This window comes from Paenibacillus sp. FSL E2-8871 (assembly GCF_038000345.1).
Taxonomy (GTDB): Bacteria; Bacillota; Bacilli; order Paenibacillales; family Paenibacillaceae; genus Paenibacillus_AQ.
The window spans coordinates 1,032,413-1,053,668 of the sequence record NZ_JBBOBV010000001.1 but is presented as its reverse complement, the minus strand read 5'-3'; the positions used below and the strand labels follow the sequence as shown (position 1 = coordinate 1,053,668).

At 41.7% G+C, this 21,256-nt stretch carries 13 protein-coding genes; 5 read left to right on the top strand and 8 right to left on the bottom strand.

Annotated features, from left to right (window positions below; genetic code table 11):
• Nucleotides 1-11: 11 nt before the first annotated feature.
• Genes araA through NYE25_RS04860 form a run of 3 tightly spaced genes read right to left on the bottom strand, consistent with a single transcriptional unit; the run spans nt 12 to nt 3,788 of the window.
• Complete coding sequence (araA, locus tag NYE25_RS04870) at nt 12-1,436, bottom strand: L-arabinose isomerase (protein WP_341145267.1); 1,425 nt, start codon at nt 1,434-1,436, stop codon at nt 12-14.
• A gap of 32 nt (nt 1,437-1,468) precedes the next feature.
• Nucleotides 1,469-2,164 (bottom strand): L-ribulose-5-phosphate 4-epimerase, encoded by a 696-nt coding sequence (locus tag NYE25_RS04865; RefSeq protein ID WP_042188210.1) that lies wholly within the window; start codon nt 2,162-2,164, stop codon nt 1,469-1,471.
• Between the two features lie 16 nt (nt 2,165-2,180).
• Entirely contained in the window at nt 2,181-3,788 is a 1,608-nt protein-coding gene (locus tag NYE25_RS04860; protein ID WP_341145266.1) for a xylulokinase, read from the bottom strand.
• A gap of 262 nt (nt 3,789-4,050) precedes the next feature.
• Here NYE25_RS04860 and NYE25_RS04855 point away from each other — a divergent pair, with 262 nt between their 5' ends.
• Nucleotides 4,051-5,133: a GntR family transcriptional regulator gene (locus tag NYE25_RS04855; protein WP_076286978.1), complete on the top strand. Its 1,083-nt coding sequence runs from the start codon at nt 4,051-4,053 to the stop codon at nt 5,131-5,133.
• A 134-nt stretch (nt 5,134-5,267) separates the two neighbouring features.
• Here NYE25_RS04855 and NYE25_RS04850 read toward each other — a convergent pair whose 3' ends face one another.
• The 4 genes from NYE25_RS04850 to NYE25_RS04835 all read right to left on the bottom strand — a co-directional run bounded on the left by NYE25_RS04850 (nt 5,268) and on the right by NYE25_RS04835 (nt 8,995).
• A complete protein-coding gene (locus tag NYE25_RS04850; RefSeq protein ID WP_341147683.1) occupies nt 5,268-6,395 on the bottom strand; it encodes a glycoside hydrolase family 11 protein in 1,128 nt (375 codons plus the stop codon).
• 240 nt (nt 6,396-6,635) lie between these two features.
• On the bottom strand, nt 6,636-7,469 hold the full coding sequence (locus tag NYE25_RS04845) for a formylglycine-generating enzyme family protein (RefSeq protein WP_341145265.1): 834 nt from the start codon (nt 7,467-7,469) through the stop codon (nt 6,636-6,638).
• Between the two features lie 140 nt (nt 7,470-7,609).
• Nucleotides 7,610-8,245 carry a glycoside hydrolase family 11 protein gene (locus NYE25_RS04840; protein ID WP_042188200.1) on the bottom strand — a complete coding sequence of 212 codons (636 nt, stop codon included), beginning with the start codon at nt 8,243-8,245 and terminating at the stop codon, nt 7,610-7,612.
• Nucleotides 8,246-8,602: 357 nt separating this feature from the next.
• A complete protein-coding gene (locus NYE25_RS04835; protein WP_341145264.1) occupies nt 8,603-8,995 on the bottom strand; it encodes a hypothetical protein in 393 nt (130 codons plus the stop codon).
• A gap of 159 nt (nt 8,996-9,154) precedes the next feature.
• Between NYE25_RS04835 and NYE25_RS04830 the strand changes: the two genes are divergently transcribed.
• The 4 genes from NYE25_RS04830 (at nt 9,155) to NYE25_RS04815 (ending at nt 14,828) form a co-directional block, all read left to right on the top strand.
• Entirely contained in the window at nt 9,155-10,747 is a 1,593-nt protein-coding gene (locus NYE25_RS04830) for an endospore germination permease (RefSeq protein ID WP_341145263.1), read from the top strand.
• Nucleotides 10,744-12,189, top strand: a complete 1,446-nt coding sequence (locus tag NYE25_RS04825; protein ID WP_341145262.1) for a spore germination protein — start codon at nt 10,744-10,746, stop codon at nt 12,187-12,189. The genes NYE25_RS04830 and NYE25_RS04825 overlap by 4 nt, the downstream gene beginning before the upstream one ends.
• Nucleotides 12,186-13,325: a Ger(x)C family spore germination protein gene (locus NYE25_RS04820; RefSeq protein WP_341145261.1), complete on the top strand. Its 1,140-nt coding sequence runs from the start codon at nt 12,186-12,188 to the stop codon at nt 13,323-13,325. The genes NYE25_RS04825 and NYE25_RS04820 overlap by 4 nt, the downstream gene beginning before the upstream one ends.
• Before the next feature lie 249 nt (nt 13,326-13,574).
• Entirely contained in the window at nt 13,575-14,828 is a 1,254-nt protein-coding gene (locus tag NYE25_RS04815) for a HAMP domain-containing sensor histidine kinase (protein WP_341145260.1), read from the top strand.
• A gap of 74 nt (nt 14,829-14,902) precedes the next feature.
• Here the strand turns inward: NYE25_RS04815 and NYE25_RS04810 are convergent, their stop codons facing one another.
• Complete coding sequence (locus tag NYE25_RS04810) at nt 14,903-21,208, bottom strand: discoidin domain-containing protein (protein WP_341145259.1); 6,306 nt, start codon at nt 21,206-21,208, stop codon at nt 14,903-14,905.
• Nucleotides 21,209-21,256 lie beyond the last annotated feature (48 nt).

Here is a 21,256-nt window from a genome sequence, read left to right as displayed (position 1 = left end):
AAGCTTTGCTATTATTTAATAACTACATATTCCAAGTTTACAAGTTTTGCATAAGCAATAATTTGGTCTGTTGTAAGCGTTAATGAAACAACGGTATGGTGACCGCCACCATTTTCGATCCAAGCTTTAACCCCATCTTGGAAGTTAGGCTTAACATTCCAAAGTACACGAGCTACTGGAAGGTTGGGAGCTGGAACCGTTGGTTCGAAAGCAGTAACCTCATTGATCAATAGTTTGTAATGAGTCCCAAAGTCAGCCATGGAAACAACTACACCGTCTCCTGCTTTACCGTCAAATACTAAACGTGCTGGATCGTCTTTACCACCAATACCTAGTGGAGATACGATAATTTTGGGTTTGTTGCTTGCCAAAGTAGGATCTACTTCAAGCATATGGGATTGTAGAATGGATTCTTGGCCAACCGTCAATTCATAAGTGTAATCTTCCATAAATCCAGTGGATTGGTTATGGCTCATCACTTTAAGCAAGCGATCGAGAGCTGCAGTCTTCCAATCTCCTTCTCCAGCAAAACCATAGCCTTGTGCCATCAGTCGTTGAACAGCAAGTCCTGGAAGTTGTTTCATTCCGTGTAAATCTTCGAAGTTCGATGTGAAGGCGTTGTAGCCACCTTGATCAAGGAAACGTTTAATAGCAATTTCATAGCTTGCTTGAACTCTTACGCTAGCTTCCCAAGCTTCTTTGCTGTTAGTCCCATAATCAAATTCATACAGCTCTGAATACTCAGCGAACAAGGCGTCGATTTCTTCTTCTTTAACTTCATTAATGATTTGTACTAGATCGCCAATACCAAAGTAGTCAACAGTCCATCCAAATTGAATTTGGGCTTCAACCTTATCTCCTTCGGTTACGCCAACGTTACGCATATTGTCACCAAAGCGAGCGACCTTGATATTAAAGCTTTCGTTATAAGCAACGGCTACGTCCATCCATTCTGCAATTTGCTTTTGGACTTCAGGACGTTCCCAGTAGCCTACTACCACTTTGTTTTGTTTGTTCAAACGGGCGTTAATAAAACCATATTCACGGTCACCATGAGCGGCTTGATTTAGATTCATGAAATCCATATCGATGGTTGCCCATGGGATACTTTCATTATATTGCGTAGCTAGATGTAGCAAAGGCTTTTGCAGCACTTTAGTTCCGCGGATCCACATTTTTGCAGGTGAGAAGGTATGCATCCAAGTGATAACACCGGCAACTTCATCGCGGTAATTGACTTCTTTCATGATGTTTGTGATTTTATCTGCGCTGACAGCCAAATCCTGCAATACTAGTGGGTAAGGCAAAACTCCACTTTTATTCAAAGCTTCTGTCATCGTTTGGGCATGCGCCTTAACTTCAGCCAAAGCTTCTTCCCCATAAAGATGTTGTGAACCTACGACAAACCAAAATTCTTTTTCTACTGCTGTTGACATATTCATCCTCTTTTCGTAATTTTGTGGGTTAATTATTTTTGTCCGTAATAAGCGTCTTTTCCATGTTTTCGCAAGTAATGTTTATCTAAAATACGTTGTGGCAACTCCTCAGCAAAATGGTTCAGCTCTCTTGCAAACAAATTCATTTTGGATACTTCATCCAAAACTACGCTGTTTATTACCGCCGATTTCGCATTTTTTCCCCAAGTAAAGGGTCCGTGTCCTTTAAGTAAAACACCAGGAACCGCCATAATATCGATCCCACGTTGTTCGAAGGTCTCGATGATTACATTACCCGTTTCCGCTTCGTAACCACGATCGACTTCTTCTTGCGTCAAGAAACGCGCACAAGGAATGGAACCATAGAAGGTATCAGCATGGGTCGTTCCCATGACAGGAACATCTAGTCCTGCTTGAGCCCAAATGGTTGCCCAAGTGGAATGCGTGTGCACGATTCCCCCGATCTCGGAGTAATGCTTATAAAGCACGGCGTGAGTAGGTGTATCGGAGGAAGGTCTCATATCTCCTTCAACCACATTGCCATCCAGATCAACAACTACCATATCGCTGGCTTTCATTGTTTCATAATCTACACCACTAGGTTTGATTACGAATAATCCACTTTCACGATCAATTGCACTCACATTTCCCCATGTATATTTAATAAGTCCTTGTTTCGGCAATTCCAGATTGGCTTGAAAAACCTCTTCTTTAAGTTGTTCTAACATCTTGCTACCTCCATTTTCACACTAAATTGTCAACAGCGGACTGCTCAATCGCCAGACCCTTTTTATAACGTTCGATAAAGGTTTCAAATCCTTTAATGTCGGTTGCCTCTGGATGAATTTCTTCCCCCTTAACATCTTTGAACACTTTTTGATCGAGGAAGTCTTCTAAACTTTCTTTCTGATTTTTATTCATCATGTAAGCGGCAAGAATAGCCATTCCCCATGCACCGCCTTCACCGGCAGTCGACATTACGGAAACAGGAACATTCATTGAAGCTGCCATCATTTTTTGGCCCACTACCGGAGTCTTAAATAAACCGCCGTGACCTAAAATACTATCAATGGCTACATTCTCTTCCTTCGTCAAAATGTCCATTCCAATTTTCAAAGCACCAAAGGCGCTGAATAGATGCGTACGCATAAAGTTGGACAGATTGAATTTGCTCTCCGGCGAGCGGACAAATAGCGGACGACCTTGTTCTAACCCAGTAATATTCTCTCCTGAGAGATAACCATAGCTTAGTAATCCACCGGCATCAGGATCTGCTTCCAAAGCTTTTTTTAATAGCACGCTGTACAATTTATTGGCATCCACTTTGTGTCCCATGGCTTCATAGAACTCGCGGAATAACCCGAGCCAGGCGTTGAGGTCACTTGAACAGTTATTCGCATGAACCATGCCCACTGGACTTCCGTTCGGAGTAGTAACCATATCAATTTCCGGATAAACCTTGGAAAGTTCTTTTTCTAATACAATCATGGCAAAAACAGAGGTTCCTACTGATACATTCCCGGTGCGTTTTCTTACGCTATTCGTTGCAACCATCCCGGTTCCAGCATCCCCCTCTGGAGGACTAAGCGGAATACCTGATTGTAAATGCAGCGATGGATCCAGAATTTTAGCTCCCGCTTCGCTTAAAATACCTGCTTGCTCTCCTGCAACATACACCTTAGGAAGTAAATCACTGGTCTTCCACGGATAAGCTTTGCTTGCAACCAGTTCATCAAACTGCTGTATCATGGAAGCGTTAAAATTTCCTGTAGTTTCATCAATTGGGAACATACCGGATGCATCACCAACACCAAGTGCTTTATTTCCAGTCAATAGCCAATGAATGTATCCTGCTAGTGTCGTAACAAAACGTATCTGTGGCACATGTTCTTCTTCATTCAAAATCGCCTGATAAAGATGAGCTATGCTCCAGCGTTCTGGGATATTAAACCCAAACAGATCGGTCAATACTTTGGCAGCCGCACCCGTAGTTGCATTACGCCAAGTCCGGAATGGAACAAGCAGTTCATTGTGCTCGTCGAAAGCCATGTATCCATGCATCATTGCAGAAAAACCGATTGAACCAACCGTTTGCAGGGTGATTCCGTATTTTTGTGCAACTTCTTCCTTCATCTCGCGATAGGCGTCTTGCAGACCTTTGATAATATCTTCCAAGTTGTACGTCCAAAAACCGTCCTTCAACTGATTTTCCCATTCGTAACTTCCAGAAGCGATCGTTTGAAAGCTATGATCGATAAGTACAACTTTAATGCGCGTGGACCCAAATTCAATACCAAGCGAAGTTTCTCCCTTATTAATCGCTTGTTCGATGCTTAATCGATTCGATATCACGTTTGTCACCTCTCTGAGAGCGCTTTTTTAAAAGGTCATGATAAGAATTTGCTTTCTTAATTGACAGCTATAGTATAATTTTTTGTACGTACATTTGTCAATTGAATAGTTATATATACATACAAATATGGAGATAATAATGATTTAACTGTATAAAAAAAGAGCCCCTTTCTATTTTTTTCGTTGTCATGCTATAATTTGTACATACAAATTTACCGAATATACGAATAACTTAGCGAACAAGAATGGAAAGAGGAATTACATGAAACCAAAGTATCAAGTGATATTAGATGACATAAAAAGCAAAATCCTTTCGGGAGATTACAATGTTGGTGAACAAATCCCTACTGAATCTGCCTTGCAGTCCATGTACGAAGTTAGCCGGCAGACTGTTCGAAAAGCAATTTTAGAACTTTCCAACGAAGGCTTCCTGCGAAGCGAAAAAGGGTCTGGTACTTATGTCAGCAACCAATATCGTTCGAAGACCGGCGGGAGTTCCCATAAGAAGACGATCGGCGTAATCACGACCTATATCTCCGACTATATCTTTCCTTCCATTATCCGTGGGATCGAGAGTCGACTAAATGAGGATAATTATTCTCTACTATTAGCTAGTACAAATAACGATGTTGCTCAAGAAAAAAAGGCCCTTGAAATGATGCTGTCCTACGGTGTAGATGGTTTAATTATTGAACCGACGAAAAGCAATCTATATAACCCCAATATTGCTTACTACCTTTCTTTTAAGGAACAGGATATTCCGATTATAATGATTAATGCCTTTTATGAAGAAATAGAACTGCCGTACCTTTGTCTTGATGACGTGCAGTCCAGCTATTTGGCAACAAAAGAGTTGATAACCAAAGGGCACACCCAAATAGGGCTTATTGCAAAAATGGATGATTTACAAGGAAAGTATCGGATGAAAGGGTATATTAAAGCACTCGGAGAATCCAAATTACGATTTTATCCTGAGCAGATTTTTTCATTCAATACGGAGACAAAACAGACGTTATCTACAGACTTGAAGGATTTTCTGAATAAAAATAGAGATACGCTCACTGCTATTGTTTGTTATAACGACGAGGTTGGGTTGGAAGTGGTTCATGCCTGCAGACAGCTGGACATCACTATTCCGGATGAATTATCGATTATCGGACAAGACAATTCCTATATCGCCAAAAACGCGAACATCAAACTAACCACCTTGACACACCCACAAGAAGCCATGGGACGCGATGCAGCGGATTGGGTCATTAAGAAACTACAAGGAAAAAAAGACCTTCCAAACAACACTTATTATCAGCCTGTGTTAATTGAAGGTGAGACTGTTGTTAAAAGATAAGTTGTAATTTAAACAGATAAATAAATTTTCCGTTTATACAAGGCAAGCAACCCACCATTCATGGCTGGTAGGTTGCTTTTTTTCATTTTGTCTCTACATTAAGCAGTCCGTCTCCATTTTCCGTGTTTGGAATATTACTGGATTTCCAGATAATCAAGATAAGCATCCCATGTCCCGTTATCAGCTGTTACGACGAGCTGGATCTCTTGATTTCCGGTTCCATGACTGACATTGTTTAGAGTATAAACGGCGGGACTGCTTCCCCCGAAGTAAAAGGTGCCCTTGGTTACCCCGCCGATTTTCAAATCGACCCTCGCCATATTGGAGTTATTTGAAGCCCCGCGGAGTGAAAAATTATGGGTACCGGTCGTAAAATTCTGTGTAAATTTCACTAGATCATTGTTGGCGTATAAAGCCACTCCAGAGAATGGTGAGCTTATATTGGAGGTATACTGACCACTTTTGGTCATATTTTCAGCTTCTATTTTTGTACTTGTGCCCGGATTTGGTGTGGAGGTTGGGTTTGGCGTTGAAGTCGGATTAGGCGTTGGCGTCGGATTCGTACCTCCGCTACCTCCGATCGTAATTGTATTGCTAGTCACGGTAGCTGTTCCACTACTTTGATAACCCTCTACCGTAAGCGAAGTTTCATACATCTTCCCCATTGACATTCCTCTGCTCTCCCACGCTTTAAAGTGTTCACTAACAGATATGGTTCCGCTTGTACGTTTGGTCGTCCGGACACTCCAATATTGTTTAAAGGTTGCTGTGCCTTTAATTGAAGGTTGGTTGACTCTGGTAGTCTCATATATGTCATACGTTCCCCCATCAACGGTAATGGTACCTTTAGACGTTCCACCAGGCGGACGCCAGCTCCCCCAGCTATCAACGATGTAATATTCGATTAGTGGATCAACGGTCCATCCGTAGACACATAAATACGAATTGCCGTTTGGTTGGTAGTTGGCACTGTAGTTAACAGTTATGTTTCCAATTTGCTGGTGTGTCTGGGTCTCATCGAACTTCTTACCTTTACGGAACAGAGCATTTCCGATGTTGCTCCACTGAGCACTGAATGTACCTCCACTATCAAGAGTCATACTCGTGGTACCGGAATCCTTCCATAGCTCATAGTAGTAGCCGTCTTGGGTGCCGCTTTGATTAGATGTGATCGTTGTTGCGGCATTTACACATACTGCAGGCAATGCAAGCATAAAACAAATAATGATTACTAAAAATAAACGCATTCTCTTCTGTTTTATTTGCTGTCCTCCTCTTGGTTATACTGCAACTAGTCTTACTAAGATGCTGTGCAACCCGTTTGATTAACCTCCTTTTTATTCCATATTTATTAATATAAGCGGAAACAATCAGATTCTATCATTGTCCTAATTTTTTCATATGCATAAACTAAAGCTTATACCGTGAAAAGTTTAGATCTTTTGTAGTTGGAAATAAACGAAATGGAGTCTTAACTTAAAAGAGAATAACCTTCCCGCCGTTTACTCACCACGACTCACACGAAAGCCTTGATCAGGTCCCATGCCATTTGCGTCGAACTTGCCTTGAAAAGATATCTCGTTGTTGGTGATGTTGCCGATCCAACCGCCGCCCTTCACAACCCGGTAATATCCGACATCGCTTCCCCTATCCCCATACCAGTTCCAACACCATTCCCTTACATTCCCTGACATATCATAAAGTCCTAACTCGTTGGGCTGTTTGACACCAACATTTTTTGTTTTATTATTGTTGTTTTCAATGATAGGCCAGTTCCATTCTCCCGATAAGTATTTATCTCCAGCGTTTTTCCAATACCATGCTACCTCATCTGCATTATTGCTCCCACTGTAGGTGTAACTCTTGCTTAATTGACCTCCACCTGCAGCATATTCCCACTCTGCTTCTGTCGGTAATCGATAACCATTAGCACCTTTATTGATCGTTACGGTCCATTTTATATTATCGTTTTCGCTCTTATTATTTGTATCTATTTTATTCTTATCTATATTGTAATAGGGTGTTAAACCCTCTTTTATACTCCGCTTATTACAGTACTCAACAACGTCATACCAGCTAACCATTTCAACCGGCAAATTGTCGCCCTTGAATTCTGAGGGATTACTTTCCATTACCTCAATCCATTCTTTTTGAGTTACCTCATATTTACCGATATAAAAGTTCGATAGGGTTGCACCATTGTAGTTGGACTTTGTGTCTATAAAAGTCCCTCCCCTAACAAATACATTGTCATTACTCGTTTCAGGCTTTTCTTGTGAGCAAGCGCTGATAACAACTATTGTTGCTATGAATAGGAAACTCAATAGTTTTCTCATTGATTTATCTCCTTTGAACGGATAGGAACATAATAAGTCGTTAGTAGTATGTAAGTCTTCTTTCGGAATAAATAAGGCCGCCGGTTGTGAGACCGGCAGTCCTTAGTATTATCATCGATTAAGAGGCTACAGTTTACCTGTTACCACACCGTTACGTTAGAGCTCCCACTACTTTGATATCCTTCAGTAGCTAACACTTGGTAAGCCCAACTACTTCCCAAATTCATTCCATATTTCTTCCATGCATTAACGTGATTGCTAAAAGTGATAGCAACATTACTCCCAGTTGCTCTCTTCGACTGTCTTACACTCCAGAACTGAGTGAAAGTTGCAGTGCCGTCAATAGAAGGTGCGTTGGTTCGGGTAGTCGTATAGATGTCATATGTTCCACCATCACTGGTCACGGTACCTTTAAATGTTCCAGTTGGTCTATAGGTGCCCCAGCTATCAACGACGTAATATTCTATGAGTGAGTTTCTCGTCCACCCATAGAGTGTCAAATATCCATTACCGGACGGCGCCCAGACCCCGGCATTGTAGTTTATTGTCCTTGTTGGTGATCCGGTATTCCAGCCTTTACCAACAACAAAGTTCCCGGTGTTTGACCATGTAACACTGTAATTCCCACCTGATCCATTCGTAGCATTTACTGTTCCTCCACCATCAGTCCAATTTTGCCAATAATCTGTCGCTGCATTTGTAGTTGCTGCAAACAAGCTAAAGCTCATAGTAGCTGCGAATAATACAGTCAAGATTTTCTTATTCATCTTAAACATAATCTACCTCCTAAGTTTTTTTTGATTACATACTACTTGACTGACCTCTAGTATTCCAAGCAATCGTCTGTGGTTTTCTTTGTTGTTTGGTAAAACTCCCGAGATCACCACATCCTTCCATTTATATAATTGTAAGCGATTTCAAATAGAAGTTTATCATAGCTTACGTACAATTTAATCTGTTCAAATTAAAGGTTTTACCCCAAAAAGTATTGTTCTTTTGTGGTTATAAATGGAAATATAAAGAAATTACAGACAAAAAAAGAGGACTTAGCGTCCCCCTTTTACTTGTCATATATTAGATTAATTATGTTCATTACAAGCCCCTCCACAATACTATAATATTTTAACAAAAAATTACTGAACATGTATTTCTGATTTGATATCATGTTGACTTAAAAATTTCATTAAATCATTACTCAGCTGCACAATCTCATTGTTAGCATTATTCGCATAATCCGGCAACATCATATCCCTAACCATTTTAGTTCGTAGCCATGTCATAAAGAAAAGGTCCAAAAATAAGTTTGGAAATTTAAGCACCATTTTAAGCATTGGAGGATAGCTCAACATGGCAATGTCTGATACGGAATGTGTGATTAGATACGCTTGCATATCTTTTTTAATAACGTAGGGAAGCTTTGCAGTTTTAAATAATATTGCAAGGTTTTCTATGCGTTCTGTCACTACACCATTAATTTCTCCAAATGCAGTTGCCGCTATAAACTTTGGTAGAAATCGAGCATGCAATACTCCATCTTTAATCTGTCCGCCGAAGCCAGGAAAAGCTGGTAAAAGTCTATCCCCTACGATATCCAGCCACGAAGAAATTACTAGTCATCGTAACTATATTTTTGCTTTGATTATCTTTTAGCGCCTACCTGGGCAGCGGTTGATGAGAAGAAATTCGTGGCTGGCGGTGGATTTGAGCTTCAACATCGCGTCTTGAAGGAAGCCGGATACCCTGAAATCAGAACAGTCACCGATTATGAGAATCTAATTAAAGCCTATCTTGAGAAACATCCAACTGATGAGAACGGCAACAAGAACATCGGAGTCTCCCTGAACGCGGATGATTGGCATATGTACATTTCCGTTACTAACCCTGCTGTTGCAACGACAGGCGGTTCGGATGACGGGGAATATTACGTAGATCAACAGACACATGAGGCGATCTACCACTTTCGCCGTCCGGAGGAGAAAGAGTATTTCCGCTGGCTGAATCATATGAATGATATCGGATTGCTAGACAAAGAGAGCTTCGTGCAAAAGTATGACCAGTACAAAGCTAAAGTAGCCACAGGACCCGCTCGGCTCTTTACGTTTTGCACTGCTCAATTCTCCAGAATAAATCACCTTCAAGAATGGCATTATAAGGTAGACGGTGGGTCCGGTTTATTTAGGAGGATGAGGAAAATCAAAACAAATATTACGTTTATTCAATCCATCATGATTATTATGCTGAGTACAGGCCTTCTAAATCATGTCATTATCATCCCCATCCTATTGGACGCGGCAAAACGTGACGCCTGGATCTCAGTGCTGCTTGCTGGGGCATGTGCGCTAGTTTGGATCTTTATCCTGCACATTAGTACTACAAAAATCAAAAAACAGCATCTTTTCGCTTGGCTGGCTAAAGCTTACCCTCCTATCGTGAGCCGTATTCTTGCGGTAGTCGCTAGTGTATATTTGTTTGTCTTATGCATGATTACAACTAGAGACACTGTATACTGGGTGCATCTGACCTTCTCACCAGAGACACCTATACTGGTCCTTACGTTCGTATTACTTTTGATTTCTGTGATAAATGCTTATTTAGGTATTCACTCCCTCGCGAATACCGCTGCTATTTTGCTGCCTTTTGTTATTATATTGGGTTTTTTTATAATGTTCTCTAATACAACTCATAAAGATTATTCCTTATTAAGACCGATGCTTGAGCACGGTATGCAGCCCGTTTGGAAAGGGAGCGTGTACGTAGGAGCAGGTTTTGTTGAGGTCATCATGCTTTTCTTTATGCAACATCACATCAAATCGCGATTGTCATATCTATCGTTTATGATCATGATCCTGCTTATCTTAGGTCTAACCATGGGTCCGATAATTGGTGCAATTGTTGAATTTGGTCCGGATGAGGCTAATAAACTCAGATTTCCCGCTTATGAAGAATGGAGATTGCTGACGATTGGACGATACATTGAGCATCTAGATTTTTTTAGCGTTTATCAATGGTTCAGTGGTGCTTTTCTGAGAATTTCTCTAACTATGTTTCTAATTCTCGATATACTCCAAATTCAAAGCAAAAAAGTGAAAATGTTGGTTCTTGGAAGCATATCTTTTGCTATTGTAGTGTTCACAGCCATTCCATTTAGTGACCAATTTTTTCTGAGTATGTTAGCTCACTATGTACTTCCCTTTTCTTTATGGGGGGTACTCGCTTTTTCTGTAATTATTGCAGGGCTGATTAGCTTGGCTCAACGAAAGGGGAAAGCAACATCATGAAAGTGCCTGAGCAAAAGGAATCCAATACGTTCGAGGATGTGTTCACACGAGTATTTGGTTCAAGTTCAGACATTAAGAGACTAACTATCTTTTTGTCTGACTCGGACAATGCCGTTCAACTGGTGTATTGCCAGGGGTTGTGCGATGAAATCAAAGTGGAAGAATATATCATCCCTGAATTAAAAAAGATCCCGGAATCTATTCTCACATCGAATGAACTCGATCTTATGCAAAAGGTTCCGTTTCACATGACCCCCCTTCCATCAAAAGAGATTAATGCTTCGATGATTGATACTGTGCTTAATGGTGATCTTTTCCTTCTTTTTACGCCATCGAATCAATACTATGTTGTGAAATTAGCTGATCCACCTAAACGGCAACCTGAAGAACCCAATACAGAAGTGTCCACAAGAGGGCCTAAGGATGGTTTTACGGAAGAATCATTTACCAATATTGCTCTTATTCGAAAAAGACTTAAGACCGAATTATTGGCTGTTGAACAATTCAGTATTGGAATACAAACCGCGACTGAAGTTCATCTTTTATATCTCAAGGAGACGATTAAACCTCATGTACTAGATGAGATCAAGTCAAAACTAACCGGCATTCAAATCCAGGGATTGGTGAGTAGCACCCAGCTTGAAGAAAGTCTGACTGGATTTTCGTTTTTTCCATTATTCGCATATACTGGAAGACCTGACTATGCTGCGAATTCACTGCTTCATGGCAAATTTGTGCTCTTGACGAATGGTTCGCCTACTGTGATTATAGCGCCAGTGAGCTTTAGCTTCTTGTTGAATACTTCGGAAGATGCACATATGGTAAATGTCTTTGTTGGTTTTACTAGGTTGTTAAGAGTATTCGGAGTAATGCTTTCCTTGTTTTTACCCGGTTTTTGGATCGCGCTCACAACATTTCATCAAGATCAAATTCCTTTTACGCTGCTTGCAACGTTAGTAAATTCGAGACAAGGCGTACCTCTTCCGGCTCCCTTGGAGGCGATTGTGATGCTCATTTTATTTGAGATTTTTCGGGAAGCAGGAATGAGATTACCTACCGCTTATGGTCAGACCTTATCGGTGGTAGGAGGTTTAATCATTGGTCAGGCAGCCATTAGTGCCGGCATTGCAGGTCCAGGTACGATTGTGGTTATAGCCATTTCAGTATTGGCTACCTTTACATTGGTGAACCAGTCATTAGTTAGCGTTGTTAGCTTGCTTCGAATTGCTATTCTCATCATTAGCGGGTTTCTGGGGTTGTTTGGTACGATGACATGTCTGCTTGCACTGATCCTCTTTATGGTCAATTTACGTTCTTTCGGCACCTACTATCTTTCACCTCTATCCCCGCCTCACTGGAAGGATTTTTATAAAGTTATTTTCAGAATGCCGTGGGGAAAGGGAAAGTTCACGGACAATACGGGAAGACGAGATCGATTATGAAATTGATCCGGTGCATGCTTGTTACTGCTCTGCTCTCCATGCTGCTTACAGGTTGTTGGGGATCAAAAGAAATTGAGCATATGATCTATGTGAATACATTAGGCGTCGATTATGTAGATAACAAAGTCGTTGTTTATATTCAAATGGTTAACTTTAGTGGCATTGCGAAAAAAGAGGCGGGGCAGAGCCAAGAACAAAAAACCTTCATAGGGAAAGCAGAAGGAGATTCGTTTGATGCGGCAATATTTAATTTATATGCCACTAGTCCACAAAGAATTATCTGGAGTAATGTGAAAACAATCGTATTTAGTGAAGCAGCGCTAAAGAAGGGTAGCGTCATCAATCAAGTATTGGACGTTTGGGATCGATATTATGAATTTCGATATACCGTTTGGACCATGGCAACCAACGAACCTATGGAAGAAGTGCTGACTACCCCGTCGATCGCCGATCTGTCAGTGATCTACTCGCAGCTTAACAGTCCCATGCGAACCTATGAACAGAGCTCGGTTGTCGCTCCGTTGTATCTGTACAAGTTTATATGGAAATGGAGAGAGAAAGCCGAAACGGTTCGATTACCTTTTCTTGAAATTGCGCCAGACTGGACCAGTAATAAGGAACCTTCCCCTAACATTAGCATGTCGGGGATCTGCTTTCTGCAAAATGAGCAATTTCGTGGTTGCCTGAAGTCTAAAGAGATATTAGGGGTTCGATGGCTGGAAAAAAAGACGCAACGAACGCCTCTGATAATCAAAGATGACAAAGAAGTACTTGCTGTGATCGTCATGAACAAACTTAAATTCTCTATTCAACCCAAGATGAAGCATGGCAAACCTATCTTCGATATTAAAGTGTCTATGCAGGGCACTCTTCCGGAATTGAGCGCAAACCTTAATCGAAAAGATATTGAACTGAAAGCGATAAAAGTAATTGATGATCAGATTAGGGAAACTTACTTGAAAGGTTTAGAAATAAATGCCGATGTATATGGACTCTCAGGCATATTCTATCGTAATCTTCCAAAAGAGTGGAACAAACTGAATGATAAAGGAATCTTACCGCTCGATTCAAGCAGCATCGACAAGATTGATATCAAGGTGAATCTGATCAGTGGTGGGATATCTAAGATTGAGTAAACTCAGATGAAATGATCAACTAAAGGCTGATGAACAACTTTTAATTACTAAAAGTTGTTCATCAGCCTTTTTACTTAAAATGATTAAACGACAGGTTTCGCACGCACAGTATATTTCTTACTGTATATGTAACTTTCTTCTCAATAGTTATTTTTAGCGCCTTTACACCGCTCCCTCAGAAGGAGGAATTCATAGTCACAACGAATAAACAGTATATCAAATTCTTTCTAAACTATTGGGAGGGCTAATATGCTGTATGTTAAGGATATTTTACTGCAATTATTGTTTGCCCTAACCCCTTTTGTCCTTTATACCATTTACTATCGTGACAAAGCCGTTAACTATTCAAAACAATTTATCACGATCACCTGCATGATATGTCTTTTTATGTCGATGACCTTTCCTGTCAGTGTACAAAATGGAATCATATTCGACATTCGTTACGTGATCATGTTTTTCGGAATGGTGTATGGCGGCATAACTACTGGAGTGTTTCTTCTCGTTGAGTTTCTAGTATACCGCCTCCTTATAGGTGGACAGGGACTATTTTCAGCGATAATTATTCTCTCCATCACTTTCTCCTTATCCGCATTGTTATCCAATCTATACCGTCGTCGTTCCGAGTACCGAAAGCTTATTACACTCATTGCAGGGATATGCTTTTCCATTATTCCAATAGGTACTATGTTTGCAACGGAATACCAATACACGATACAGCATTTAAAGTTCAATATCCTCGTTATGCCAGTACAAAATTTCCTTGGAATTTGGATATTGATTTCCCTTTTTAATAAAGCAGTTTCTGATAAGGAATTATATCTCAGGTATCTTCAAAGTGAAAAATCGGAAACGATTGCTCATGTCGCAGCCTCTCTAGCTCATGAAGTCCGTAATCCACTTACAGCCGTTATGGGATTTTTAAAATTATTGAAGGATGATTCGATCACAAGAGAAAAGAGTCAGAAATATATTGAAATTTGCCTTGAAGAGATTAAGCGGACAGAAGTTATTCTTTCTGAATATTTATCGATAGCTAAACCCAATCATTCAATGGTAGAGAAAATTGAACTTGTGCAGCAAATCTACTCAATTGTAGATATCATAACGCCGTACGCCAATATGAATAACGTTACTTTGGAGATGCACCCCTTGGAGGATAAACTATATGTATCTGCAAATCCTACTGAAATCAAACAACTATTCATAAATTTCATCAAAAACGCGATAGAAGCTTGCACTGTTCATTCAACAGGTATTGTGAGCATCCGTATTGAGCGTCAATCCCAATTCGCAAAAATAATAATAATTGATAATGGGGTTGGTATGAGCAGCGAGCAGATGGATCGACTGGGAAGCATTTATTTTTCAACTAAAAGCAAAGGTACCGGATTGGGACTTACGCTTTCTTATCAACTGATCCGTTCGATGAACGGTGATGTAAATGTACGAAGTAAATCAGGAGAAGGAACTGAATTCATTCTCTCAATTCCATTAACTGACTGAGTACTTAGATGCTCCAACGAAACAAAAAAACTCGGCTCAAACTTATCGTTTGAACCGAGCCTATTTAATAATACTTAATTCATAAATTTCAAATATTGCAAAAGCTGTTTAATCATCAACGCTGCCTCAGCACGTGTGGCTGCGTCTTGTGGAGCAAATGTTGTTTCTGTTTTCCCATTAATTAATCTTTTCTCTGCCGCTTCTGTTACCGCTTCGCTAGCATAATCAGAGATTTGGTCCTGATCAGCAAATGGAGTCCGGATTTGAGCTTCTACTCTATAATCTCCTTGAACGAGCTGAACGGCGTTCATGATCATCACGACCATTTGCTCTCTTGTAATGATTGTATCCGGGCTGAATTTCTCTTCGCCTATGCCTTGAACTAACCCGAGTTTCGCAGCTATATTCACGTCCTCCGCATACCACGCCGTGGCACTAACATCTGCAAATACATTCGATAATGACTCCGTAGTTAACCCTATTCCTCTTACCAACAGTGCCGCAAATTGAGCACGCGTGACCTGTCCTGCTGGTGCAAACGTCCGATCCGTCATTCCGTTAATGATCAGCTTGGAGGCTAAGGTCTCAACATCCTTTTGCGCCCAATGTCCAACCATATCATCGAATGTTTTCTTGTTCTGAACGATGGTGTATAGACCATTTTCATGTCCGAAGATCGAGACTTCATTCTTGCCGTTCTTCACATTAAACACCGATGGTACGAAACGCATTTGTCCTGTAACCGGATCGAATATAACAGCGGTCGCAGTCGATGGATCTTGAATAACGCCATCCATATTTATGACACGTGTCATAAACGGATTTCCGAAACGTTGAAGCTCTTCTTCTTTATCATTCGATTTAAGAATGACTTTGTACGCGATGATGTCGCTTACTCGTTTCATTCCTTTTTCTACTATGGATTGTTCAAACTTCTGCTCATGCTGTGAAGTCACATTATCCATTCGAATGATTAAGGTTGCACCCGCAACTTTAGCTGCTTTCTCAAGTTCTTCACGATTAAGATTGGCAAGCGGAAGTTCATAACTGCCTAAATGGCCTCTTAGTGTTATGATTGTGTCCTTATTTGCTTTCAAGCTGTTGTACAAGACATCCAGTGGAAGATTCACTGCATTCCATGAATTCACTCCTGGAATCTCAATATCGAGATTAGGGGTTCCTGTAGTTTTGTTAAGTGCTTCTAATTTCTTCGCTAAAGCTTCCTTATCAATGTTAATGGTCAGGCTCGTTGTTCCATTCTGTGCAGTTTCACTTTGCAGTTCTTTTCCCACTGGAACATAACGATGTGGATCTTCTTTCGCCGGTGGTGTCGTTGGATTGCCTGGATCTACGCCCGTTCCTGGACCTGTACCTGGATCAATAATTTGCATTTGACCACTTATGGTAATAACCATGTCACCTTGAGCACCAGAACCATCCATTGCTGTAGCTACCACTTTCACAGTTCCATCTTTTACAGCCGTGAGCAAACCGGATACATCAATGGTTGCGATATCCGTTGCTGTGATTCCATCTACTCCGTATACAGCCCATGTTACTGACTTATTCGTAGCATTTGCAGGCAGTACGGTAGCGCCTAATTGCAGGGTTCCGTTCTTAGAAGTAATCGTGGACACATTTCCTGAGCTTGTGATGTTTATCTTTTCAACATTCACTGGATCAGTGCCTGGATCGATAATGTCCGTTTGACCACTTATGGTAATATCCATTTCATCATGAACACCTGAGCCATCCGTTGCTGTAGCTACAACCTTCACGGTACCATCTTTCACAGCTGCCAGCAAACCGGATAGATCGATGGTCGCTTTGTCCGTTACTGTTATACCATCTACTTCATACACAGCCCATGTTACGGATCTATTAGCATTGGTAGGCAGCACGGTAGCGCCTAATTGGAGAGTTCCGTTCTTAGTCGTAATCACTGATGATCCACTTGTAATCCTGATCGATTGAACCATCTCATGTTTATTGATACTCTCCTCCATCACTTGCAAGGCAGCAATTAAGTCATTCGCCGCTTGCTGCAATTGCTGCTGGGCCACAGATAAGCTATCGCGCACTTTCTTCGCTTGATCAATAGCTTTTTGCAATGTTTGTTTTGAACCTTCTGGATACTGACCCTCTTCATTCCCTTCTACAGCACTATCGTGCTTACTTTGCACACTTGTAATGAGCGCTACAAGGGCTTGATAGTCCTCCTCCATCTCATTCTTCATGATGTTAATCTCTGCTGCGGAAGCCAATCCACCATGACCTTCAATAGCAGTAAGTCTCAGGTATCTACTAGCAACCGGAACGAAATCCGCGACTTTCTCAGTACTGTCATCATCCCAGCTTCCGCTTGTAACAGGTGTAAAGTTAACTCCGTCCAAACTTGTTAATATCTCATAAGAAGTAATATTTCCGTTTTGTGCCCCATTTTGTCTTGGCAAATACTTTAGTTTCGAAATGACATGCGTATTACCAAGATTAAGGGTGATCGACTGTGGCAGCGGATTAGACAAATCCCACTTCGTATGCCAGATTGTTGACGAATTACCGTCGATGGCTTGCGAAGCGTCATTATTCTCGCCGCTTGTCTCTTCACTCGTTGCCGTAGCTGTCATTTGCGATTGTGGAATCAACGACGTATCAACCGGAACCGCGCCATAAACATCAAATTCCCAGAAGCTCGCCCAACTATCGGACAACTCCGTCACTTGGATTCGAACATATCTTGCGTGTGTAGTGAAATAGTCAAACTGTACTTGCTGTGAGCTTGACTTTTTCGCTACTGACACCCAGTTTACATCATCATCCGAAACCTCGATTTGATATCCATAATTCTTATTCTCCATTTCCCATTTCACCCTGGTACCCGATAAGTCATAAATCGCCCCAAGGTCAACCTTGTACCAGTGCCCAACATTACCGTCGGCTACGCTCCAACGAGTCGTTTCATTTCCATCGTTACCTGCCGAGACAGGGTTATTATTTTGCGAGCTGTCAGCGGTAGCAGGCTTATTAAGCGCAATGTTCTTAGGATCGCTGTAGACTTGAATTTCTTTGATCGCTGGCTTCTCCGTACCACTGCCCCCTGCAAGAGAATCTACAAATACTCGTACATATCTAACGCCAGTTGCCGTGTAGTTGTCTGGTCTCATATCTTGACCTGAAGCCGAGCGGCCCGCCACTTGCGACCATTCTTTACCGTTGGCGGATACCTCTAATCTGTAGGAGTAATAGATGTTATCCCTTCCCCAAAGGATTTTACTGCCTGAAAGATTGTAGGAAGCACCCAAGTCGACCTGCCACCATCCAGGTGCATTGCTGCTAGCCTCCCACCAAGTGGCATTGATTCCGTCGTTTGCATTGTAAGCCTCGTTGCCAGTTACCGAACTGCTTGCACTGACGGACTTATTTAATGCGACATTCACCAACTCTGGATGCCGCGTCGCCTGATTTTGAAACGATGCTACTCCAAATACTTTTATCTCATTCAAACCAGCCTGACCTGTTTGTGCACCCGTTAACGTTACTCGCACATACCGTGCGTTAGCAACGAGCTTATCCCTTTGCAGCGCCGTTGCCGTCTTATATTGGGTTTTATCCAAAATAGTCGTCCAATTTCCCTGATCTTCAGATACATCAATTTTGTACTGATTATTGGAGCTCTTATTCGCCCAAACGATTTCAGATCCCGTAATGTTATAGGCTTCTCCTAAATCGACTTCCCACCATTGATCCGAGCTGCTATTTGAAGCTGTCCATCCAGCATTTTCGTCTCCAGCATTGCCGTTTGTTCCTGGATTACCGCTTTGCTCGCTACTTGTTATTACAGGTTTGTTCAAAGCAACATTCTCACCTTCAAACCAGTTGTCACCTCCATCACTTCCACCAGGAACGAATACACTTTGACTTGAAATACTGGTGATTTCAGCGCTTCCAGGGAGCAATCCACTCGCTGATGCTGTTAATTTCAAAGTGCCATCCGTAAGTGAGGATTTCACGATTGCAGCGGCAACGCCACCTTCCACGGCAACAGGGTTGGCAAACGTTCGCGTTACACCATTACCGATAAGTCCCCCCGGACCGCTCAAGTTTAGGGAAACAGAAATAGAGTTTGTTGGAACAATGTTATTGTCAGCGTCCCGCACCGTAATATAAGCCATCACTAGGTCGGAACCGTCTGCAACAAGATCCTTCCCTTTCGTATCGTAATCAACAGCCAAATGATGTGGCTTTCCCGGTGTTTTCACGGTATGAGAAGCCACGATCTTGCCGTCAATCAATCCGTCAGCTCGTAATGTTCCCGCCGCCCAGGACACATTGTTAAATGTAAATGTCGGATGGGTAACATACTTTAATCCACTATCGGGACTTTGGGTAGCGATGAGTGTATCGTTCAAATAAAGCTTAACTTGCTTCGTATTACTAGCGACTGTGACATTTCTTGACGAAGATGGTGTCCAATAATTAGCGATATAGACCATCGGTCCAGATTCGACACCACTTAGCTTCACAGCAGGATTACGCTGGCTCTGGAAGAAATAATAATTAAATTTCGGATACCGATCCAGATCCACTAGGCCTGAATATGCCGGGTCAGAATCCATACCCCGGTTGTTGTCGCTAAAGCTCCAAACCGAATGTCCGGCTATACGTGAATTGGCATTGAGGCCCGCCCAGTCGAAGTAGCCTTCACCATTTAGCGCCTTTTGACGCATGATCATGGAGTTGAGCATATCGGTTTCGCCTACTTTGCGTACCGATCGATAACCCGTTGGACTTGTCGCGCTTTCCGACCAATCGTCTCCCCATTCCCTCGTAAAGAGTGGTTTGAATGCTGTATCTAATTCTTTGTAGTTTACATCATAAACTTCTTTACCGAAGAATCCGTATTCTGCAGATGTGTACGTCTGATCTCCCGGATATTCTTCATGGGTAGCTTTATGAGCATTTTGTGCATACTCCAGCGAGTATGTCGTTTCATTCAAGCTGGATTCCCACATAATAATACTCGGATGGTTTCGATCACGGCGTACCATATCCCGAATGGCTTGATAGGAACGCTCTTGGAAGACAGAATCTCCGAAGAACTGCCAGCCCGGCGTTGGGGAGATGACAGTCAATCCAAGCTCGTCTGCCGCATCAAGGAATGCTGGATCCTGTGGATAATGACCCGTTCGCACGTTATTAAAACCGCCTTCTCGAAGCTGCACAGCGTCTCTGTACTGTCCAGAATTAGGCATTGCATTGCCGACATACAAATACTCTTGGTGGCGATTTGCGCCATTTAACATTAATTTTTCTCCATTGATGAGAAAGCCTTGATCAGGTGTAAATTGAATATGACGAATTCCGATACGGGTCTTGTAGCTATCTACATAAGCAGCCCCATCATTCACAGCGGTATACACCGTATACAAATTAGGATGGTCAGGATGCCAAAGCTGTGGTTTGGATATCTTCGTCGATTGGATAAATGTATAATCGCTTCCCGCTCCTATTTTCTGTGGATCACTCACCATTGTAGCAACCACTTGATTATTGCTGTCTACAATTGTGGTTTTTACACTGGTGTTCTTAGCGATCATGTATTCATTGATGATATTTGTCTTCACCTGCACCGTCGCTTCCTCTTTACTCACCTCTGGGTAAGTAACAAAGATGCCACCGTCCGCCACCTTATTTGCGTATATAGCATCGGAGACGTGTAAATTGTCCATGACATGCAGTTTAACATCTCGATAAATTCCTCCGAAATATTGAAAGTCCAAACCACTTTGCGGCTTGCCAGGTGGCGTTTGTGGGTCATCTCTGTTATCAAGCTTGACTGTAATGACGTTTGTTGCCCCCTCTAATTGAACATAGTTCGTGATGTCGAATGTAAAAGGGGTGTAGCCTCCGTGATGGTTTCCTAGATAAGTGCCGTTTATCCACACTTCAGCATTGATCATCGCACCTTCGAATTCTATAAATAGCTTCTTACCGCTGTAAGAATTGTCGAGCGTAAAATGTCTTCGATACGTTGCAAAGCCTTGATAGCTTTGATTAGAGCCGCCGCTGATCTTCGGCTCCAGACGCACACTATGAGGTAGATTGACTCCCTCCCAGCCGCTATCGTCAAAATTTGCCTCTTGGGATCCGCTTACATCCTCACGTTTGAATAACCAACCTGTGTTGAAATTTAGTTCCTCTCGATTTGTCGAATCGGATGACAGATTCAAAAAGTTATGCTCTGGGATAGCAGATAATCCCGTAATAACGCTTACATTTTCTGCTTCAGCTTTTGGAACATTTATAGGTTGCTGTACAATTAAACCTACCGTTAATAAGCTGACAATCAAACGTTTGGCTAAAGATTTGATTTTGAACAAAATCATACTCTCCTCTTTTGTTTATGAAATAAGTAGATAAACATTGTG